17 protein-coding genes and 1 riboswitch are annotated in these 18,446 nt (G+C 73.2%); of the genes, 5 read left to right on the top strand and 12 right to left on the bottom strand.

Annotation, left to right across the window (positions count from 1 at the left end):
- Window positions 1-2 precede the first annotated feature (2 nt).
- Window positions 3-425 (bottom strand): MarR family winged helix-turn-helix transcriptional regulator, encoded by a 423-nt coding sequence (locus TEK04_RS19010; RefSeq protein WP_336405932.1) that lies wholly within the window; start codon window positions 423-425, stop codon window positions 3-5.
- An 81-nt stretch (window positions 426-506) separates the two neighbouring features.
- On the opposite strand from TEK04_RS19010, the gene TEK04_RS19005 reads away from it, so the two are divergent.
- The 4 genes from TEK04_RS19005 (at window position 507) to metX (ending at window position 5,283) form a co-directional block, all read left to right on the top strand.
- Window positions 507-2,306: an ABC transporter ATP-binding protein gene (locus TEK04_RS19005; protein ID WP_336405931.1), complete on the top strand. Its 1,800-nt coding sequence runs from the start codon at window positions 507-509 to the stop codon at window positions 2,304-2,306.
- Between the two features lie 20 nt (window positions 2,307-2,326).
- On the top strand, window positions 2,327-2,785 hold the full coding sequence (locus tag TEK04_RS19000; protein ID WP_336405930.1) for a DUF6630 family protein: 459 nt from the start codon (window positions 2,327-2,329) through the stop codon (window positions 2,783-2,785).
- A 33-nt stretch (window positions 2,786-2,818) separates the two neighbouring features.
- Window positions 2,819-2,936: riboswitch (SAM riboswitch) on the top strand.
- A 45-nt stretch (window positions 2,937-2,981) separates the two neighbouring features.
- Complete coding sequence (locus TEK04_RS18995) at window positions 2,982-4,268, top strand: bifunctional o-acetylhomoserine/o-acetylserine sulfhydrylase (RefSeq protein WP_336405929.1); 1,287 nt, start codon at window positions 2,982-2,984, stop codon at window positions 4,266-4,268.
- A 1-nt stretch (window position 4,269) separates the two neighbouring features.
- Window positions 4,270-5,283, top strand: coding sequence for a homoserine O-acetyltransferase MetX (gene metX, locus TEK04_RS18990; RefSeq protein WP_336405928.1), 1,014 nt, complete (start codon window positions 4,270-4,272; stop codon window positions 5,281-5,283).
- Here metX and TEK04_RS18985 read toward each other — a convergent pair.
- The 11 genes from TEK04_RS18985 to TEK04_RS18935 form a co-directional block, all read right to left on the bottom strand.
- Window positions 5,280-6,923: a GMC oxidoreductase gene (locus tag TEK04_RS18985; RefSeq protein WP_336405927.1), complete on the bottom strand. Its 1,644-nt coding sequence runs from the start codon at window positions 6,921-6,923 to the stop codon at window positions 5,280-5,282. The genes metX and TEK04_RS18985 overlap by 4 nt on opposite strands.
- Window positions 6,924-7,111: 188 nt before the next feature.
- The gene (locus TEK04_RS18980; RefSeq protein ID WP_336405926.1) at window positions 7,112-7,600 is read right to left on the bottom strand and encodes a hypothetical protein; all 489 of its coding nucleotides are present in this window, start codon (window positions 7,598-7,600) and stop codon (window positions 7,112-7,114) included.
- Window positions 7,597-7,959, bottom strand: coding sequence for a response regulator (locus TEK04_RS18975; protein ID WP_336405925.1), 363 nt, complete (start codon window positions 7,957-7,959; stop codon window positions 7,597-7,599). Before TEK04_RS18975 ends, TEK04_RS18980 begins: the two co-directional genes overlap by 4 nt.
- On the bottom strand, window positions 7,956-8,444 hold the full coding sequence (locus TEK04_RS18970; protein ID WP_336405924.1) for a chemotaxis protein CheX: 489 nt from the start codon (window positions 8,442-8,444) through the stop codon (window positions 7,956-7,958). Before TEK04_RS18970 ends, TEK04_RS18975 begins: the two co-directional genes overlap by 4 nt.
- Entirely contained in the window at window positions 8,441-8,824 is a 384-nt protein-coding gene (locus TEK04_RS18965) for a response regulator (protein WP_336405923.1), read from the bottom strand. The genes TEK04_RS18970 and TEK04_RS18965 overlap by 4 nt, the downstream gene beginning before the upstream one ends.
- 1 nt (window position 8,825) lies before the next feature.
- Complete coding sequence (locus TEK04_RS18960) at window positions 8,826-9,656, bottom strand: CheR family methyltransferase (RefSeq protein WP_336405922.1); 831 nt, start codon at window positions 9,654-9,656, stop codon at window positions 8,826-8,828.
- Window positions 9,653-10,735, bottom strand: coding sequence for a protein-glutamate methylesterase/protein-glutamine glutaminase (locus tag TEK04_RS18955; protein WP_336405921.1), 1,083 nt, complete (start codon window positions 10,733-10,735; stop codon window positions 9,653-9,655). The genes TEK04_RS18960 and TEK04_RS18955 overlap by 4 nt, the downstream gene beginning before the upstream one ends.
- Window positions 10,736-10,822: 87 nt before the next feature.
- The gene (locus TEK04_RS18950; RefSeq protein ID WP_336405920.1) at window positions 10,823-11,731 is read right to left on the bottom strand and encodes a hypothetical protein; all 909 of its coding nucleotides are present in this window, start codon (window positions 11,729-11,731) and stop codon (window positions 10,823-10,825) included.
- Window positions 11,732-11,794: 63 nt separating this feature from the next.
- A complete protein-coding gene (locus TEK04_RS18945; RefSeq protein ID WP_336405919.1) occupies window positions 11,795-13,363 on the bottom strand; it encodes a methyl-accepting chemotaxis protein in 1,569 nt (522 codons plus the stop codon).
- Window positions 13,364-13,437: 74 nt separating this feature from the next.
- Window positions 13,438-13,890, bottom strand: a complete 453-nt coding sequence (locus TEK04_RS18940) for a chemotaxis protein CheW (RefSeq protein WP_336405918.1) — start codon at window positions 13,888-13,890, stop codon at window positions 13,438-13,440.
- Window position 13,891: 1 nt separating this feature from the next.
- Window positions 13,892-16,267 carry a chemotaxis protein CheA gene (locus TEK04_RS18935; RefSeq protein ID WP_336405917.1) on the bottom strand — a complete coding sequence of 792 codons (2,376 nt, stop codon included), beginning with the start codon at window positions 16,265-16,267 and terminating at the stop codon, window positions 13,892-13,894.
- A gap of 432 nt (window positions 16,268-16,699) precedes the next feature.
- Here TEK04_RS18935 and TEK04_RS18930 point away from each other — a divergent pair, with 432 nt between their 5' ends.
- On the top strand, window positions 16,700-18,280 hold the full coding sequence (locus TEK04_RS18930) for a peptide chain release factor 3 (RefSeq protein WP_336405916.1): 1,581 nt from the start codon (window positions 16,700-16,702) through the stop codon (window positions 18,278-18,280).
- Window positions 18,281-18,446 lie beyond the last annotated feature (166 nt).

The raw sequence follows: 18,446 nt of genomic DNA, 5'->3' as shown, positions 1-18,446 counted from the left end.
GGTCAGCCGTCGGCGAGCAGGCGTCGCAGCAACCGGGCGAGCTCGGCCCGCTCGTCGGCGGGCAGCCGGGCCAGCACGGCCTGCGTGTCGGCGCGGCGCGCGGCGTGCACCTCGGCCTGCACCTGCTGGCCCTGCTCGGTCAGCTCCACCCGCACGGCCCGCCGGTCGGCCGGGTCGGGCACCCGCGCCACCAGGTCGCGCGCGACGAGGGCGTCGACCACCTCCGTGGCCGACCGCGGGGCGATGTGCAGCGCCGCGGCGAGCTCGGACGGCCGCATCCCCTGCGCCCGCGCGACGACCAGCAGGGCGCGGGCGTGGTGCGGCGACAGCTCCCAGGGCTCGAGCACCTCGCGCCACCGCCCGCGCAGCGTGCGGGCCGCCCGCAGGAGCAGCTCGCCGACATCGTCGGGCTCGGGTCCGGCCACCCGGGAATGGTAGCGCAGGCAGCGAGGTTGCCTCACCGTGAGGTAACCTCAGCATCAGCACCGGCAGAGAGGGAGACGTGCATGCCACGCCCCGGCACCCGGCCCGACCCGGCCGACAGGACCCAGCTCCAGCGCTCACCCGTGCCCCTGCGACGCGTCGTGGGGCTCTTCGCCCCCTACCGGCTCCAGGTCGGCACCGTGGTGGCGCTCATCGTCGCCAGCTCCACCGTCGCCCTGGCCACCCCGTTCCTCGTGCGCACCGTCATCGACGACGCGCTCCCCCAGCAGGACGTCGCCCTCCTGGCCTGGTGCGTCGCCGGCATGGTCGCCGTCGTCGCCACCACCGCCCTGCTCGGCGTCGTCCAGACCTGGTTGTCCACCACCGTCGGCCAGCGGGTCATGCACAGCCTGCGGACGGCGGTCTTCAGCCACCTGCAGCGCCAGTCGCTCGGCTTCTTCACCCGCACCCGCGGGGGCGAGGTGCAGTCGCGGCTCACCAACGACATCGGGTCGATGCAGTCGGTGGTCACCACCACCGCCACCAGCCTGGCCGCCAACGCCACCACCGTCGTCGGCACCGTGGTCGCCATGGCCGCGCTGAGCTGGCGGCTCTCGCTGCTGTCCCTCGTCGTCCTCCCCCCGGCGGTCTGGCTGACCCGCAAGGTCGCCCTCATGCGCCGCGAGGTCACCGCCGCCCGGCAGGCCCGCATGGCCGACATGCAGACCCAGGTCGAGGAGGGCCTGTCGATCTCGGGCGTCCAGCTGGGCAAGACGCTGGGCACCGGCCCGGCGCAGTCGGCCCGCTTCGCCGCCACCTCCCAGGAGCTGGTCGGCCTCGAGGTGCGCTCGCAGCTGGCAGGCCGCTGGCGCATGGCCACGATGAGCATCGTGTTCGCCGGCATCCCGGCACTGATCTACCTCTTCGCGGGCCTGCCGGCGACCTCCGGCGGCATGACCATCGGTACCCTCGTCGCGTTCACCGCCCTGCAGGGCACGCTCTTCCGGCCGCTCATGGGGCTGCTCGACGTCGGCGGTCAGCTCATCACCTCGATGGCGCTGTTCAGCCGGGTCTTCGAGTACCTCGACCTGCCCGTCGACATCGCCGACCCGGTGCGACCCCGCACGCTGGGCGTGGCCCGCGGCGAGGTGCGGTTGGAGCACGTCGGGTTCAGCTACGACGGCGGCCGGCCCGCCCTGTCCGACGTCGACCTCGTGGTGCCGGCCGGCAGCACCCTGGCGCTCGTCGGCGAGACCGGCTCGGGCAAGTCCACGCTCGCCTCGCTGGTGAGCCGGCTCAACGACGTCACCACCGGCCGGGTCACCATCGACGGCGTCGACGTCCGCGACCTCCCCCTGGCCGAGCTCGCCCGGGTGGTCGGCGTGGTGAGCCAGGAGACCTACCTGCTGCACACCACCGTGCGCGAGAACCTGCGCTACGCCCGACCCGACGCCACCGACGCCGAGGTGGAGGACGCCGCCCGCCGGGCCCAGGTGCACGACGTCGTCGCGGCACTGCCCGACGGCTACGACACCGTGGTCGGCGCCCGCGGGCACCGGTTCTCCGGCGGGGAGAAGCAGCGGCTGGCCATCGCCCGCACCCTGCTGCGCGACCCGCGGGTGCTGGTGCTCGACGAGGCCACCAGCGCGCTGGACAACGAGACCGAGCGGGCCGTGCAGGCGGCGCTGGACGAGGTCGCCCGCGGCCGCACGACCATCACGATCGCCCACCGGCTGTCGACGGTGCGCGACGCCGACGCGATCGCCGTCCTGTCGCACGGGCGGGTCGTCGAGCAGGGCACCCACGACGAGCTGGTCGCCGCCGGCGGCCGCTACGCCGCGCTGGCCGGCTCGGCCACCGGTGCGGTCGCCGTCCCGGCCTGAGCGGGGCTAGCGTCGTCCGGGTGGCTGTCGACGACGTGACCATGACCCGCTGGCGTCGCCTCTGCGCCCTCCTGGACGACGACCCCGAGCTGTGGCCGAGCGTGCAGGCCACCCTCGAGGACCCGCCGGCCGACCCGTGGACCAGCCTGCTCGACGGCCTCGACGACGCCGGCGCGCTGGCCTACCTGGACCGGCAGGACCAGGGGTCGGAGCTGGCCGACGCACTGGCCGGCGTCCCCCGGGTGCGGGACGCGCGCCTGGACGGCGCGCCCCTGGACCTCGGCCCGGTCACCGACACCGACGGCGACGTGCCGACCGCGGTGCGCGCCGCCGACCGGGTGCTGGCCCCCGCGGGGCTGTGCCTGCTCCACCTCGACGAGGACTCCGACGCCTACCCGTTGGTCGTCGTCCGGGCCGTCGACCGGCCCGAGATCGAGCAGCTGGTCGCCGAACTGGGGCACACGACCACCCTGCGGTGACACCCGGGCCGGGCACCCCTACCATCGGACCTGGCTCACGAGAGGCAGCGACAAGCACCTGGCTGGCTGCCCGGCAACCGCTACTCCGTCTGCGGTGCTCCAGGGGAAGAGCCGGTGTGCCCGGCACCCGCCGGGCGCGCAAGCGACGGAGTGCCCGAGCGCCCGGGCCCTCCCGACACCGAGGAGGACGGCGCACATGAGCGAATCCTGGAGCTTCGAGACCCGGCAGATCCACGCCGGCACCAGCCCCGACCCCACCACCGGGGCCCGCGCGCTGCCGATCTACGCGACCACCAGCTACCAGTTCCGCGACTCCCAGCACGCCGCGGACCTGTTCGCCCTCGCCGAGATGGGCAACATCTACACCCGCATCATGAACCCGACGCAGGACGCGCTGGAGCAGCGCGTGGCCTCCCTCGAGGGCGGCGTCGCGGCCCTCGCGGTGGCCAGCGGCCAGGCCGCGGAGACGCTGTCGATCCTCAACCTGGCCGAGGCCGGCGACCACGTCGTCGCCTCCGCCAGCCTGTACGGCGGCACCTACAACCTGCTGCACCACTCGCTGCCCAAGCTCGGCATCACGGTGTCCTTCGTCGAGGACCCCGACGACCCGCAGGCCTGGCAGTCGCTCGTGCAGGACAACACCCGCGCCTTCTACGCCGAGACCATCGGCAACCCGAAGGGCGACGTCCTGGACATCTCCGCGGTCAGCGAGGTCGCGCACCGCAACGGCGTCCCGCTGATCGTGGACAACACCATCGCCACGCCGTACCTGATCCGGCCGATCGAGTTCGGCGCCGACGTCGTCGTGCACTCGGCCACGAAGTACCTGGGCGGGCACGGCACCGCCGTGGCCGGGGTCGTCGTCGACAGCGGCAACTTCGACTGGACCGCCGGCAAGCACCCGATGTTCACCACCGCCGACCCCACCTACCACGGTGTGGTCTACGCCGACCTGGGTGCGCCGGCCTACGCCCTCAAGGCCCGGGTGCAGCTGCTGCGCGACCTGGGCCCCGCGATCAGCCCGTTCAACGCCTTCCTGGTCGTGCAGGGCATCGAGACGCTGTCGCTGCGGCTGGACCGGCACGTGGCCAACGCCCAGGCCGTCGCGGAGTGGCTCGAGGCCCGCGACGAGGTGGAGTCGGTGCACTACGCCGGCCTGCCCTCCTCCCCCTGGCACGCCGCCGCGACGAAGTACGCCCCGAAGGGCCCCGGCGCCGTGCTCGCCTTCGAGATCGCCGGCGGCGTCGACGCCGGCAAGGCGTTCGTGGAGGCCCTCGAGCTGCACAGCCACGTGGCCAACATCGGTGACGTGCGCAGCCTGGTCATCCACCCGGCCTCGACCACCCACTCCCAGCTGACCCCCGAGGAGCAGCTCACCACCGGTGTGACCCCGGGCCTGGTGCGCCTGGCCGTGGGTCTCGAGGGGATCGAGGACATCCTGGCCGACCTCGAGGCGGGCTTCCGCGCGGCGAAGAGCGCCTGAGGTGGCGGGCGCCTGGCGGGAGGGGGACCCGCCCGGCGACCGCCGGTTCGTCGACCTCGGCCGGCTCGACCTGGAGCGGGGCGGGTCGCTGCCCGCCGTCCGGGTGGCCTACGAGACGTGGGGCTCCCCCGGCGACCCCGCGGTGCTGGTCGAGCACGCGCTGACCGGGGACAGCCACCTGCTCGGCGCCGCCGGCCCCGGCCACCCCACCCCCGGCTGGTGGGAGGGACTGGCCGGGCCGCTGGCCGGCCAGTTCGTCGTGTGCGCCAACGTGCTGGGCGGCTGCCAGGGGACGACCGGTCCGGCGTCCCCGGCCCCGGACGGCGCCCCCTGGGGCGACCGGTTCCCCGAGGTCACCATCGCCGACCAGGTCGAGGTCGAGGCCCGGCTCGCCGCGGCGCTCGGCATCGACCGGTGGGCCGCGGTGCTGGGCGGCTCGATGGGCGGGATGCGGGCCCTGGAGTGGGCGGTGTCGCGGCCGGCCCAGGTGGAGCGGCTGCTCTTCCTGGCCTCCGGGCCGGTGGCCACCGCCGACCAGATCGGCACCCAGACCACCCAGCAGGCCGCGATCGCCGCCGACCCGGTCGCCGGTCTGGGCATCGCCCGCCGCATCGCGCACCTCACCTACCGCAGCGCGTTCGAGCTGGGCACCCGCTTCGGCAACGACGTGCAGGACGACGGCCGCTTCGCGGTGGCCAGCTACCTGCAGCACCACGCGGACAAGCTGACCGCCCGGTTCGACCCGCGCAGCTACACGGTGCTGACGCAGGCCATGAACACCTGGGACGTCGGGCGCGGCCGCGGTGGGGTCGAGGCGGCCCTGGCCCGGGTGACCGCCCGCTGCCTGGTGGCCGGCGTCGACTCCGACCGGCTGTACCGCATCGCCGAGCAGCGGCGGGTGGCCGACGCCCTCGGTGTGCCCCTGCGCGTGATCGCCAGCCCGTACGGCCACGACGGGTTCCTGGTCGAGGTCGACGCCGTCGGCGGCCTGGTGCGGGAGCTGCTCGCCGACTAGAAGACCGTCCCGGCGTCGGTGGCCAGCAGTCGGTCGGTGGCCCGCTCGACGACAGCGGCGATGGTCAGCGAGGGGTTGCAGGCTGCGGTGTTGCCGGGGATGAGCGCACCGTCGAGCACGTAGAGCCCCCGCTGCCCCGCCACCCGACCCTCCAGGTCGCACACCGACCCCATGGCCGCCCCGCCGAGGGGGTGCCAGGTCGAGGGGGCAGGGGTGGTGGTGTCCAGGACGAGCGCGCCCGGGCCCGTGATCTCGGCCATGCGGGTGCGGATGCGGGTCGCGAGCCGGGCGTCGGCGAACGGCGACCAGTCCAGGACGGCGTCGTCGCGCAGGTGGTCCCAGCGGAAACGGCCACGACCCTCGCTGATCCCGTACCCCACGACCATGGTGACCGGCACCTGCGGCAGCGGCGGGATCGAGGCCTGGATGATCGTGTTGGCGGTGGCCGGGTCGTCCCACTCCTTGCTGCAGTACACGACCGGCCCGCCTTGCGGCATGGTCAGCTCCTCGCCAGGGCCCAGCCACACGCAGATCCGGTCACCGTTGGAGCCCCACCCCTCGCCCAGGCCGTCGGGCAGGTCGGGGATGCCACCACGCTGCTGGGCGCGCATGAGCAGCCGCACCGTGCCCGCCGTCCCGGCCGCCATGACCAGCGCGGTGGTCGTGACGACCTTGTGCTCGAGGACGGTGCCGTCCAACGCCAGCCGATCGACCAAGAGCTGCCAGCGCCCGTCGCCGAGCCGGACGACGTCGGTGACCTCGTGCTGGGCGGCCACCGTGACCCGACCGGTGGCCTCGGCCTGGGCCAGGTAGGTGACGTCGACGGAGTTCTTGCCGCCGTTGTTCACCCCGAAGCCGCAGTCGCCGTTGGACATCGACGGCGGCATCTCCCCGTCCAGCTCGCGCTGGGCGTAGCTCCAGTCCAGCGGCATAGGCACCTTCTCCACCGCGTACCCGGCCGCCTGCGTGCGCCGCGCGAAGGTGCGCGGCGTCGTGTAGTTGGGCGTCTCCACGATGGAGTCCGGCGCAGTGGCCAGCCGCAGCATCTGGGCGACGCGCGGGTAGTGCACCCGGTCGAGCTCGTCGTAGTCGAGCCCGGCGGGCATGGTCGCCTCGAACAGCGGTCGGGTGGGCTGCAGGCTCATGCCCTGGTAGGCCAGCGACCCGCCGCCGACCCCGGCGGCGCACATGATGTCCATGCCGTTGCCGGCCACCCGCTCGAGCAGGCCCAGGTGCGGGCCGGCCAGCGGCGAGGGCAGGCCGAGCGGGTTGCCACCGGGCCCGATGAGCCCCAGCAGTGCGTGCACCGAGTTGAGCGGGCCGGCCAGCGGTGCAGCCAGGCTGTTCTTCCAGGCGATCCGCTCGTCGAGGCCGGTGCGGAAGCTGGGGAAGGTGTCCAGGCCCGGCCCCGCGACCCACCGCTTGCCCCGCTCCAGCACGAGCACCGGGATGCCGGCCTGGGCGAACCGCAGCGCGGTCACGCCGCCGCCGAACCCCGACCCGACCACCACCACCCGGTGCTCCTCCCGGGTGGTCGGCACCCGCCGCGGTGCGGCGGAGGCGACTCCCCGGGAGGCGAGCAGGGTGAGGCCGGCAGCGGCGGAGCCGGCGAGGACGCTGCGGCGGGTCAGCTCAGGCATGCCGAGCACCGTAGGTGCCCGTTACCCGAAGTACCAGCTACCGTTTGACACGCCCATCTGCTAGCGATGAGACCCGCACGGTGCCCACCAGCCCGTCGAGCTCACGCGAGATCGCCGAGGGGTCCTCGGGCCCTCGACACGTCGACCCGGATGCCGTCCGGGGGCCGTGCGTGCTGCTCGAGCGTGCGTCAGGCCAGGATGATCGACAGCGATCCCTTGCCGTAGCCGGCCACGGTGACGTCGAGGTCGACGCGGTTGGTGGAGGCGGTCAGCCCGCCCAGGTCGGCCGGCAGGGCCTCGCCCGGGGCGTAGAGCTTGTCCAGCTTGGAGTGCAGCACCCCGCCGGCGTTGAACAGCGACGCGGCGACGTTGACCACCTCGTGCAGCACCTCCACCTGCATGTCGGTGAGCTCGCCCTCCTCGACGGAGTCCTCGCACCCGCCCTTGGGGAGCAGGGCCAGGGCCCCGGCGCACCACGCCGACAGCGGCAGGTCGACCAGGATGATCGCGTTGAGCCCGTACGAGGGGTCGACGTAGGAGGCGACCGCCGCCGGCCGCGACGCCGACGGGGTGACCGGGGCACCCGGCCCCACCGTGATGTCCCGGCCGAGCAGCCCCTGGAGCAGGTCCAGCACGGCCTTGTTGCTCGGCAGCGAGGTCGCGACCGGGGCGCTCACGCCAGCACCGGGTCCAGCGCGTCGCGGAAGGTGTCCGCGGTGAACGGCTTGGCGATGAGGAACAGGGCGCCGGCCGCGGCGGCCTCGTCGCGCATCTCGGGCGAACCCTCCGAGGTGACGAAGCCGAAGGGCACCGAGGAGCCCTGGGCCCGCAGCGCACGCAGGCAGTCGATGCCCAGCATGTTCGGCATGTTCCAGTCCGACAGGACCAGGTCCGGCGACTCCGTGCCGACCTTGGCCAGGCAGTCGGCCCCGTCCTCGGCCTCGACGACGTCGACGTCGTCGTAGCCGGCCTGGCGGAGCGTGCGGACGACGATCTGCCGCATCACACGGCTGTCGTCGGCGACGAGGATCTTCACTGGGTGACCTCCGTGGTGAACACGGGCGCCTGCTGGTTCTGCCCAGGGGCGCCCTGGATGGTGATGGCGAGGGGGTGGCCGCGCCAGCTGACGGCGACCGTCGAGCTGCCCGGGCGGGCAGCCGGCGGGGTGCCGGTCTCCGGCAGGCCCAGCGAGGAGGGGCCGGGCAGGAGGGACTTGACGTTGCCGCCGAGGATGTTGGCCAGCTCGCGGAGGACGTCGTCGACGTCGCCGTCGTCGGGCGTCTCGTCGGGGCCGAGCTGCAGCACCGCGCGGGCGAGGTCCTCGGTGGCCGACACGCTGCAGGTCAGCACGACGGCGCCGTTCCACGGGCCGGTGACGGTGACCCAGGCGCTCAGGCCGGCGGGGACCTCGGCGCCGACGGGCACGAGCACCTCGTCCGTGCCGACCATGGCGCTCCACACCTCGCCGGCCACCTCGGTGACCGTCTCCGGCGTGATGAGCGCGGCGATGGTGGCGGTCATGCCGGCACCCCGGTGGGCATCAGGCCCAGCAGCGACAGCTTGTCGCCGATGGCGTCGGCGGTGAACGGCTTGATGACGTACTCGTGGGCCCCGGCGGCCAGGGCCTTGACGATCTGGCCGTGCTCGCTCTCGGTGGTGACCATCATGAGCGTGACCGACCGCCAGGCCGGGTTGGCACGCACGACGGAGACGAACTGGAGCCCGTCCATGACCGGCATGTTCCAGTCGATGCAGGCCAGGTCGGGGACCCAGCCCTCCTCGAGCACGTCCAGGGCTTCCCGGCCGTGCCCGGCGGGGCGGGTCTCGTACCCGAACCCCTCCAGGATCGAGGCGACGATCCGGCGCATGGCGCGGGAGTCGTCGATCACCAGCGCTCGCATGTCAGTTCCCCTTCATCGGTCGGTAGGCGGAGCCGCGGCCGCAGGGGACCCGCTCCCAGGTGTCGTCGACACCCAAGGTCGTCTCGGCTGCGCCCAGGAAGAGCCAGCCGTCGGGGCGCATGACCTGCCGGACCTTGCGCAGGATGTCGCGCTTGGTCGACGGGTCGAAGTAGATGAGCACGTTGCGCAGGTAGACCACGTCGAAGGGACCGAGCCGGGGCAGCGGTCCGGCGAGGTTCAGCTCGCTGGCGGTCACCATCTGGCGCAGCGCGGGGGCGATCTCCCACTCGGGGCCGACCCGCTGGAAGTGCCGGATCAGCATCGGGGCGGGCAGGCCGCGGTTGACCTCGAGCTGGCTGAACCGGCCGGCCCGGGTGCGCTCCACCATCGACCGCGAGATGTCGGTCGCGGTGATCTTGACCCGGCTGGTCGCGTTGGGCAGCGCGTCGGCCAGCAGCATGCCGATCGTGTAGGCCTCCTGCCCGCTGGAGCAGGCCGCCGACCAGATCTTGATCTCCTCGGTGGGCCGGCGGGCGGCCTGCAGGGCCGGCACCACCGTGCTGGTGAGGGTCGTGAACGGGTCGCCGTCGCGGAACCACGAGGTCTCGTTCGTGGTGAGGGCCTCGACGATGCTGCGGACGGCGGCCGGGTCGGGTCGGGCCCGCACCCGGTCGACGAGCTCGCCGACCCCGGGCAGGCCCATCTGCCGGGCCAGCGGCATGAGCCGGGCCTCGACCAGGTACTCCTTGCCCGGCGCGAGGACGATCGCCGACTCCCGGCGGACGAGCTGGCAGACCCAGTCGAAGCCGGACGTGGCCAGTGCGGTGGTCATGGGCGGGCTCCGACCAGGGTCGAGGGGCGGGGGGCGGTGAGGCGGAGGATCGACTCGGCGACCCGGTCGAGCGGTACGACCTCGTCGGCGTGCCCGGCCTGGGTGACGGCGCCGGGCATGCCCCAGACGACGGAGGTCGCCTGGTCCTGGGCGACGACGGTGCCGCCGGCAGCCCGGATCTGGCCGGTGCCGAGCTTGCCGTCCGAACCCATGCCGGTGAGGACGACGGCCAGCACCGCGCCGTCGTAGGCCGCGGCGGCCGAGCGGAAGAGCACGTCGACGGCGGGCCGGCAGAAGTTCTCCGGGGCGGCCTGGTCCAGCGCGGTGCGGCGGACCCCGGCACCGGGGGCGACGGTCAGGTGGAAGTCACCGGGGGCGATGTGCACCGTGCCGGGGGTGATCGGGACGCCCGCGGTGGCCTCGACGACGGAGAGCGCGCTCAGCCGGTCCAGCCGGCCGGCGAACTGCTTGGTGAAGACCGGGGGCATGTGCTGCACGACCAGCACCGGCAGCGGGTAGTCCCGCGGCAGCCGCGGGATGACCTTGGTGAGGGCGTCGGGCCCGCCGGTCGAGGAGCCGATGACCAGGACCGCCGGGGTCTTGCGGGCGCCGCGGGGGGACGGTGCCGGCGGGGGGACGAGGGCACGCGGGGCGGCGGCCGGGGTGAGCGGCCGACCGGTGAGCACCTTGATCCGCGGGATGAGCTGCTCCCGCACGCTCTCCTTGGACTGCTGCACGCTGCCGACGTTGGCCGGCTTGGTGACGTAGTCGTCGGCGCCGGCGGCCAGGGCGTCGAGGGTGGCGGTGGCGCCGCGCTCGGTCAGCGTGGAGAACATGATGATCGGGGTGCGTCGTCCCGACTTCCGGATCGCCGCGACGGTCTGGATGCCGTTCATCTCCGGCATCTCGATGTCCATCGTGATGAGGTCCGGGCGCAGCGCGTCGACCTTGGCCAGGGCGACCTTGCCGTTCACGGCCGTGCCCACCACCTCGATGGCGGGGTCCTCGGCGAGGACGTCGGTGACGATCTTGCGGACCACGATCGAGTCGTCGACCACCATCACGCGGATCGGGGGCACGGCATCCTGCTCTCTGCTGGTGCCGGCCAAGGGGCGGGCAGTGGTGTGGTCATCGGCACGGAGGGGGTCGGGGTTGAGCCGGGCGGGCTAGCTGGTGGTGGGGTGCACCCCGGTGGGGTGGGTCCCCTCGGCCAGCAGCCAGGGCAGCAGCAGCTGATCGAGCGCGGCGCCGTCGAGGAGGTCGGTCATGGCCACCCCCTGCACGACGCCGGAGAAGGCGTTCCACACCCCGCGGGCGCCGTCGCCGGGGGTGAAGCCGGCGGCCCGGAAGGCGCCGACGGCCAGCAGCTGCGCCGCCCCCAGGGCCCGGGTGCGGCCCGAGACGTGCGCGGCCCAGGCGGCGCCGTGCATGGCCGCGGCCCACGAGCGACGGGCCTCCCGGACCTCGTCGACGGCCACCCGCCAGCGGCCGCGGCGCAGCTCGTCGAAGCCGGCCACGGTGTCGGTCAGCTCCAGCAGGGCGTCCCCGGCCGGGCCGAGGTCCGGTGGCGGCACGGGGCCGACCCGGTCGACCAGCGCCGTGACGGCCCTGCGGTCGCGGTCGGCGACCGCCGCGGCGGCCCAGCCGGCCACGGCGGCGTCGGCCAGCACGTCGGCGGCCAGCTCGCGCACGTCGGCGCCGACCTCGACGGCGGACCCCGACTCGGGGCCCAGGACGTCCTCCCTCAGCAGCCGTTCCAGGGACGCAGCATCCCCGATGGTGCCCTGCTCGAGCAGCGCCACGAGGGCTTCGGTGCGGGCCTCGGGGTGGGCCTGGGCCGACCGGAGGTCGACCACCCCGGTGGCGGCCACCTCACGGATGCGGGCGGCCCGGTCGCTCCACCGGTGGCGTTGGGCGGTCGAGCCGCTCACCACCGGGTGATGGGCGGCCCACTGCTGCAGGTGCTCGGGCCCGGCGCCGAGGCCGGCCAGCAGGACGGTGGCGACGTCGGGGCCCCCGGGCAGGCGGACCAGGTCGAAGCCGAGCGTGGCGGCGCTGACCAACGAGTACGGCACGTGGGACCCCGGTCCTGGAAGTGGTGCGACGCGGGGGGAGGGCTGCCCCTCCCCCCGCGTCGATCAGTAGGTGAAGGTGGAGACGCTGGTGCGCAGGTCGGCAGCCATGCGCGACAGCTCGTCGACGGCCACCCGGGTCTGGGACAGCGCCTGGGTGGTGGAGGTCGCCGCCGTGGAGACCCCAGTGATGTTCGCGGCGATCTCCGTCGTCCCACCCGCGGCCTCAGCCACGCTGCGCGACATCTCATTGGTGGTCGCCGTCTGCTCCTCCACCGCGCTGGCGATGGTCAGCTGGTAGTCGTTGATCTGCCCGATCACCTCACCGATCCGACCGATCGCAGCCACCGCACCACCGGTGTCGGCCTGGATCGCCTCCACCCGACGCGCGATGTCCTCCGTCGCCCGCGCCGTCTCCTGCGCCAACTCCTTCACCTCGTTCGCGACCACCGCGAACCCCTTGCCCGCCTCACCGGCCCGGGCGGCCTCGATCGTGGCGTTGAGCGCCAGCAGGTTCGTCTGCTCGGCGATGCTGGTGATCACCTTCACCACGTCCCCGATCTCCTTGCTCGACAGACCCAGCTTCTGGATCGTCTGGTTCGTCGCCTCCGCCTCGCTCACCGCACCCGCGGCCACTCGGGCGGCCTCGTTGGCGTTCTGGGCGATCTCCCGGATCGAGGCGCTCATCTCCTCCGCACCCGCCGCCACCGTCGCCACGCTGCGCGACACCTCGTCCGCGGCACCCGACACCACGCCCGACTGCACGCTGGTCTCCTCCGACGACGCCGAGATCTGCGCCGCCGACGCCGACAACTCCTCGCTGGAGGCCGCCACCGCATCCGCCGAGCTCACCACCGACGCCATCAGCGCACGGAGGTTGTGCTGCGCCGCGTCCAGCGCGGTGGCCATCCGGCCCACCTCGTCACGCTGGTCGAGGCCGGTCGGCCGAGTGAGATCACCCTCGGCCAGGCCGGCGACGACGTGCTCGACGGCGAGCAGGCTGCGCCGGACGCCCCGGGCCACCGCCCAACCCGCACCCAGGGCGAGCAGCGATCCCAGGACGAGCGCGATCAGCAAGGCGGCCCGAGCCGAGGAGCTGTCGTCCTGCGCGGCCTGCGCGGCCCGGCGAACTGCACCGACCTCGGCGGCGACCAGGTCGTCCAGCCCGTTCGTCAACCGAGCGAGCGACGCCTGGGCGTCGGTGTACGCGGCGGTCGCGCGGGGGATGTCCCCGGCGGTGTAGGCATCGGTGGTCGCAGACAGGGAGGTCGACCAGGCGTCGTAGTCCTCGAGCGCCGCTGTCGCCCGGTCGACCTGCGCAGCCGCCCGAGCGGTGTCCAGGTAGCTCTGGCCGGCCGCGGTGAAGGCGGCGGCCGCGGTGCTCGCGCCGTCCACGAGTGCCTGCTGGTTGGCAGCATCGTCATTGGGCAAGAGCGCGGCCGTCTGGTTGAGCTGCAGGCTCAGCAGCTGGGTGCGCATCTCCTCGGCCTGCACCAGGCCCTGGATGTTCTCCCGGTAACTGGTGTCCGCCCGTTCGGCGGCGCCGTCCAAGGCAACCGCACCCACCCCGGCGACGGCCACACCGGCCAGCACCGCGACGGATACGCAGGCGAGGATCTTGCGTGAGATGGACATGTTCGTCAGCCCGCGTGGGGCGGAGAGCGCCATGGTGGATGACCTCGGTTGTCCGGTGAGCGAGAACGACGGGATCAGGTGCCGACGGCGCGGGCGACGTCGAGGGCGAGCAGGAGCCGGCCGTCGAGCTTGTAGGCGCCGCGGATGAGCTCGCGGGCCCGACCGTCGAGGGTGTCCGGCGGCTGCTCGAAGTCTGCCGCGTCGACGTGCACGACGTCGGCGATGCCGTCGACGAGGAAGCTGACGGCCTCGCCGTGCATGCGGACGACGATGACCACGCTCTCGGCGTCGTCGCCGCGGGCCGGGCGGCCCAGGCGCTCACGCAGCTCGATGGCGGTGACCACCTGGCCGCGCAGGTTGATCAGGCCGGCCACGGCCGGCGGGGCCAGGGGCACCCGGGTGAGCTTCTGCGCCCGCAGCACCTCCTGCACGTGCTCGACCTCGACGCCGTAGAGGTCGCCGTCGAGCCAGAAGGTGGCCAGCTGGGCGGTGCCGGTGGTGCTCGCGGTGGTGGTTGCCGTGCTCATGTCAGACCGCCATCAGGTCGTCGGAGGCCGCCGGGGCGGTGGTGTCGAAGGCGTAGAAGCCGGGGTCGGCCGCGAGGATCGCGGCGCGGACGTCGAGCAGCTCGGTGACCTTGTCGCCGAAGACGGCGGAGCCGAGCAGGCCCATGTCGTCGATGTCGGAGTGCTTGGCCTCGCTGTCGTCGATGATGTCCAGGATCTCCTCGACGACGATGGCCACGCTGCGGTCGCGGTCGGCGTACACGATCACCTCGAGGGTGTCCTTGGCCTCCTCCTCGCCGTAGCCGTAGGAGGACGTCGCACCCAGGTGCCGGTCGAGCCGGACGATGGGCAGGATCGCGCCGCGGTACTGCACGACCTCCCGGGAGCCCACCCGCTCCACCGTCGCCGTCTTGATCTGCTCCAGGCGGGTGACGGTGTCCAGCGGGATGGCCACCCGGCGTCCGCCGCCGATCGCGGCCAGCAGCATGCGCGAGCGGTCCGCGGTCGCCGCGTGGGTCGCCGCCGTGGCGGCCGCGGTGCGCTGGTCGGCGCGCTCGACGGTCTCGGCCCGCAGGGCGCGGCGGGCCAGGGCCTGCACGTCGAGGATCAGGGCGACGGTGCCGTCGCCCAGGACCGTGGCCCCCGAGTAGAGGCCGATGGACTTGAGCTGGGCGCCGACTGCCTTCACGACGATCTCCTCGGTGTTGATGACCCGGTCGACGACCAGGCCGAAGCGGCGGCCCTCGGACCGCAGGACGGCGATGACGACGTGGCCGTCGTGCCGGTCGGAGGTGAGGCCGAAGACGTCGGCCAGCTGCACGAGCGGCAGCAGTTCCCCGCGCAGGCGGTAGACCTGGGCGCCGCCGATCTCCTCGACCGCGGTGGCGGCCTTCTCGGCGTCCAGGCTGACCAGCTCCTGCAGGCTGACCTGCGGGATGGCGTAGCGGTCGCCGGCGCACTCGACTGTCAGCGCCGGCACGATCGCCAGGGTCAGCGGGATGCGCAGCCGGGTGCAGGTACCGCGGCCGGGCTCGGACTCGATCTCGATCGTGCCGCCGATGGCCTCGATGTTGGTCTTGACGACGTCCATGCCGACCCCGCGGCCGGACACGTTGGTGACCGCGGCGGCGGTGGAGAAGCCGGGGGCGAAGATCAGCTGCAGGACGTCGGCGGTGGCCATGCGGGCCAGCTGCTCGGCGGTGACCAGGCCCTTGCGGATCGCGCTCTCGCCGATCTTGGCCGGGTCGATGCCGGCGCCGTCGTCGATGACCTCGACCACCACCTGGCCGGACTCGTGCCGCGCCCGCAGGCTCAGCACCCCCTCCGACGGCTTGCCGGCGGCGCGGCGGGCCTCGGGGGTCTCGATGCCGTGGTCGACCGAGTTGCGCACCAGGTGGGTCAGCGGGTCCTTGACCGCCTCGAGCAGGGTCTTGTCCAGCTCGGTCTCGTTGCCCTCCATGGCCAGCCGCACGGTCTTGCCGCACTGCATGCCCAGGTCGCGGACGACGCGGGGCAGCTTGGACCAGATGTGGTCGATGGGCTGCATGCGCGTCTTCATGACGCCCTCCTGCAGCTCGCTGGCGATGAGGTTGAGCCGCTGGCCGGCGCGCACCAGGTCGGTGTCGGCCTGTCGGGAGACGTACTGCACGATCTGGTTGCGGGTGAGCACGAGCTCGCCGACCAGCTGCATGAGGGCGTCGAGCAGGTCGACGTCGACGCGGATGGTGGAGTCGGCGACCGCGCGGCGCGGGGCCTCGCCGTCCTCGCCGGCCGCGGCCGGCTTGGCCGCCGGCTTCGGGGCTGCGGGCGCCGGCGCCGGCGCAACGGCAACCGGTGCGGGCGCGACCGGTGCGGGCACGGCCGGTGCCTCGACGACGGCCGGCGTCTCGAAGGGGGTCTCGACGGCGGCCGGGCTCTCCTCGACGGCGTCCGCGTCGGCGGCCGGGCTGTCGGCGGCCGGGCTCTCGGCGGCCGAGCTCTCGTCGGCCGGCGCCGCGGCGGCGTCCTCGGCCGGCTCCTCCAGGGCCGCACTGATCAGCGCGACGGCCAGCTCGACGTCGACCGAGCCCTCACCGCCGGTGGTCTCGATCGACCCCAGCAGCTCGCGGACGGTGTCGACCATCGTCAGCAGCGCGTCGGTGCGGCGCGGGGTCAGCTCGAGCGCGCCGTCCCGGAGCCGGGACAGCATGTTCTCGCCGACGTGGGCGACCTGCTCCAACTTGCCGAAGGCCAGGAAGCCGCTGGTGCCCTTGATCGTGTGGATCGTGCGGAAGATGCTCGACAGCCGCTCCCGGGAGTTGGGCTCTTGCTCGAGCGCCACCAGGTCCCGGTCCAGCTGGTCCAGGTTCTCGTGGCTCTCGACGAGGAAGTCCTCGACGATGTCGTCCAAGCCGTCCACGCTCGTCCTCTTCCTGCCGTCCTCGCGGGGCACTCCCCCCGACCGTCAGGCTCGATTACGGCAGCCCGCCCACGTTGTTCACTCGAACCCGTACAGAACGGGCGCATTTTTTCCGATGTGCACGCGGACCCGACGGGGACCATTCGGTGAATGGTCGGTCACCGCTCGTCACCCAACGGGGTGACCGCCTCATCACCCTGGCGAGCGACGATGAAATGCCAGGTCGGAACGGTCAGTGTCGACTTCGTGGGTCACGGGCGGAGCGGTCGGTGACCACCCGGGTCGACGAGTCGACCCCATTCCGACGTTGACCTGCACGCCCGTGTCGACAATTGTCCGGTTTCCATTCCTGCACCCACCCGGGGGCAGTGGCTGACCATTCCCTGCAGCACGCGCGTCGGCCCGCGTGCGCACCGCCGTAGACTTGCGGGAATGAGCACCACCGCCGGCGAGGCCGCGCGCCGTCGGACCTTCGCCGTCATCAGCCACCCCGACGCCGGCAAGTCCACCCTCACCGAGGCCCTCGCCCTGCACGCGCACGTGATCGGCCGCGCCGGGGCGGTGCACGGCAAGGCCGGCCGGGGCGCCACCGTGTCCGACTGGATGGACATGGAGAAGGCGCGCGGCATCTCCATCACCTCGGCGGCGCTGCAGTTCGCCTACCGCGACGCGGTGGTCAACCTGCTCGACACCCCCGGCCACGCCGACTTCTCCGAGGACACCTACCGGGTGCTCACCGCCGTCGACGCCGCGGTGATGCTGGTGGACGCCGCCAAGGGCCTGGAGACCCAGACCATGAAGCTGTTCGCGGTCTGCAAGCACCGCGGCATCCCCATCATCACAGTGGTCAACAAGTGGGACCGCCCGGGCAACGAGGCGCTGGCCCTGATGGACGAGATCGCCGAGCGGACCGGCCTGCAGCCCACCCCGCTGACCTGGCCGGTCGGCATCGCCGGCGACTTCCGCGGCGTGCTGGACCGCCGCGACGGCAGCTACCGCCACTTCACCCGCACCGCCGGCGGCGCCACCATCGCCCCGGAGAAGGTGATGGACGCCGACGCCGCGCTCGCCCAGGAGGGTGACGCCTGGACGACGGCGCTGGAGGAGAGCGAGCTGCTGGCCGAGACCGGCGCCGAGCACGACCAGGAGCTGTTCCTGGCCGGGGCCACCACCCCGGTGCTGTTCGCCTCCGCGGTGTCGAACTTCGGGGTCGCGGCCCTGTTGGACACCCTGGTCGACCTGGCCCCGCCGCCGGCCGACCGGCCCGATGCCGACGGCAAGCCGCGCTCGCTCGACGACCCGTTCAGCGCGTTCGTGTTCAAGGTGCAGGCCGGCATGGACACCGGCCACCGCGACCGGCTGGCCTACATCCGGGTCTGCACCGGGATCTTCGAGCGCGGCATGGTCGTCACCAACGCCGCCAACGGCCGACCCTTCGCCACCAAGTACGCCCAGCAGGTCTTCGGCCGCGACCGCGAGACCATCGAGACCGCCTACCCCGGCGATGTCGTCGGCCTGGTCAACGCCAGCGCGCTGGGGGTGGGCGACACCCTGTACGTCGATTCCCCGGTGACGTATCCCCCCATCACCACCTTCGCCCCCGAGCACTTCGCGGTCGCCCGGGCGGCGGACACCAGCAAGTACAAGCAGTTCCGCAAGGGGATGGACACCCTCGCCGGGGAGGGCGTCGTCCAGGTGCTGATCTCCGAGCGCCGCGGGGACGGCGCCCCGGTGCTGGCCGTCGTCGGGCCCATGCAGTTCGAGGTGGCCAGCCACCGCATGGAGCACGAGTTCGGGTCCAAGGTGCAGCTGGAGATGCTGCCCTACTCGGTCGCGCGCATCACCGACGCCGAGTCCGCACCCGAGATCGCCAAGGCCCGCGGCGCGGAGGTCATGACGCGGCCCGACGGCGAGGTGCTGGCCGTCTTCACCGACAAGTGGTCGCTGCGGGCGCTCGAGCAGAACAAGCCCCACCTCACCCTCACCCCGCTGGTGGCCGCCCAGCTCGCCTGAGCCTCGGGAAACCCCGGTTGCACGCCGGGGTGCAACTAGCCCGGGGCTTTCACGCCGGTCCGTGATCGTTCCGCTCCGGACGTAGGAAAGGTGCTCCTGACCTGCGAGGATCGAGATTGTCTAGGTCTTGATCAACGCAGGAACCGGAGCACCTTTCTGGTGAAGA

The organism is Klenkia sesuvii, from assembly GCF_037083825.1.
Lineage (GTDB): Bacteria > Actinomycetota > Actinomycetes > Mycobacteriales > Geodermatophilaceae > Klenkia > Klenkia sesuvii.
Note: the sequence above shows the minus strand (reverse complement) of the source record. Positions and strands in the feature narration are given on the sequence as shown.

Bases quoted from the DNA above. Each gene is read 5' to 3' on its own strand.
- TEK04_RS19005 (WP_336405931.1), top strand. From the start codon at position 507: ATGCCACGCCCCGGCACCCGGCCCGACCCGGCCGACAGGACCCAGCTC.
- TEK04_RS18995 (WP_336405929.1), top strand. From the start codon at position 2,982: ATGAGCGAATCCTGGAGCTTCGAGACCCGGCAGATCCACGCCGGCACC.
- TEK04_RS18985 (WP_336405927.1), bottom strand. From the start codon at position 6,923: ATGCCTGAGCTGACCCGCCGCAGCGTCCTCGCCGGCTCCGCCGCTGCC.
- TEK04_RS18970 (WP_336405924.1), bottom strand. From the start codon at position 8,444: ATGACCGCCACCATCGCCGCGCTCATCACGCCGGAGACGGTCACCGAG.
- TEK04_RS18965 (WP_336405923.1), bottom strand. From the start codon at position 8,824: ATGCGAGCGCTGGTGATCGACGACTCCCGCGCCATGCGCCGGATCGTC.
- TEK04_RS18960 (WP_336405922.1), bottom strand. From the start codon at position 9,656: ATGACCACCGCACTGGCCACGTCCGGCTTCGACTGGGTCTGCCAGCTC.
- TEK04_RS18945 (WP_336405919.1), bottom strand. From the start codon at position 13,363: ATGTCCATCTCACGCAAGATCCTCGCCTGCGTATCCGTCGCGGTGCTG.
- TEK04_RS18940 (WP_336405918.1), bottom strand. From the start codon at position 13,890: ATGAGCACGGCAACCACCACCGCGAGCACCACCGGCACCGCCCAGCTG.
- TEK04_RS18930 (WP_336405916.1), top strand. From the start codon at position 16,700: ATGAGCACCACCGCCGGCGAGGCCGCGCGCCGTCGGACCTTCGCCGTC.